This is a genomic window from Rhizobium sp. 05N49, assembly GCF_056396805.1.
Window position 1 is genome coordinate 1 of the sequence record NZ_JBFTME010000056.1, and the last position, 1,166, is coordinate 1,166.

At 58.7% G+C, this 1,166-nt stretch carries 1 protein-coding gene; it reads right to left on the reverse strand.

Translation table 11 applies throughout. From position 1 onward, the window contains the following. Window positions 1–1,098: an IS630 family transposase gene (locus AC1DF8_RS36205; RefSeq protein WP_478157613.1), complete on the reverse strand. Its 1,098-nt coding sequence runs from the start codon at window positions 1,096–1,098 to the stop codon at window positions 1–3. Between the last annotated feature and the right edge of the window lie 68 nt (window positions 1,099–1,166).

The window sequence follows — 1,166 nt, forward strand, 5'->3', positions numbered from 1 at the left end:
CTAGTCACCTGAATCTGAAGTTCGGTTCATTGTCTTCTGGCAGAAGCGCTTGACCGACGCGAGGATTTGGTCGGCGGATTTGACCCACTTGTACGGGGTGGGGTTCTCGTTGTGGGTTTCGATGAAGGCGTCGATGTCGGCTTCCAGTTCTGCGGTGGAACGGTGTACGCCGCGCTGCAACTGCTTTCGCGTCAGCTCTGCAAACCACCGCTCGACCTGATTGATCCAGGATGCCGACGTTGGCGTGAAGTGAACATGCCAGTGTGGGCGGCGCGCGAGCCAGGCCTTGATTCTGGGCGTCTTGTGGGTCGCATAGTTGTCCATCACCAGATGCACGTCCGGCCCACTGGGCATTTCGGCGTCGATCCGCTTCAGGAAGTCGAGGAATTCAGTGGCCCGGTGACGCTTGTAGCAATGACCGATCACCGCACCAGTGGCAATGTCGAGCGCGGCGAACAGAGAAGTCGTGCCGTTGCGGACATAGGTATGGGTGCGCCGTTCGGCGACGCCCGGTGCCATAGGCAGAACCGGCTGCTCGCGATCCAATGCCTGGATTTGCGATTTCTCATCCACGCATAGCACGATCGCCCGGTCCGGTGGCGACATATAAAGGCCGACGATGTCCTGCACCTTATCGACGAAGAGCGGATCTGAGGAAAGCTTGAATGTCTCGGCACGATGCGGCTGCAGGCCAAATGCGGTCCAGATCCGACGGATGGTGGTATGCGAGAGGCCGCTGTCGGCTGCCATCGAACGGATGGACCAGTGCGTGGCATCCTTGGGAGTGACGTTCAACGTACGCTCGACGACCTGAGCAACCTGGGCATCGGAGACAGTTCGCGGTCGACCGGCACGATATTCATCTGTCAGCCCTTCAATACCATCCTGTACGAACCTGCGGCGCCACTTGCCAACCGTGTGCTCGTGAACACCCAGGCGTTCGGCAACGTCCTTGCTTTGCAAACCCTGCGCGCACAGCAAGACCATCCGGCATCGATCCGACAACGAGCGTGCCGCTTTATGCCGGCGCACCTGAGATTCGAGGAAATTTCTGTCCGCGTCGCTCACAACGACGAGGTCCGCCTGCCTGCCAACCATCGATCAAACTCCTGCTCTTGTGACAGGAGCCAAACAAAATGAAGCTTACTTTGGTTCCAGGTGACTAG

Bases quoted from the DNA above. Each gene is read 5' to 3' on its own strand.
- AC1DF8_RS36205 (WP_478157613.1), bottom strand. From the start codon at position 1,098: ATGGTTGGCAGGCAGGCGGACCTCGTCGTTGTGAGCGACGCGGACAGA.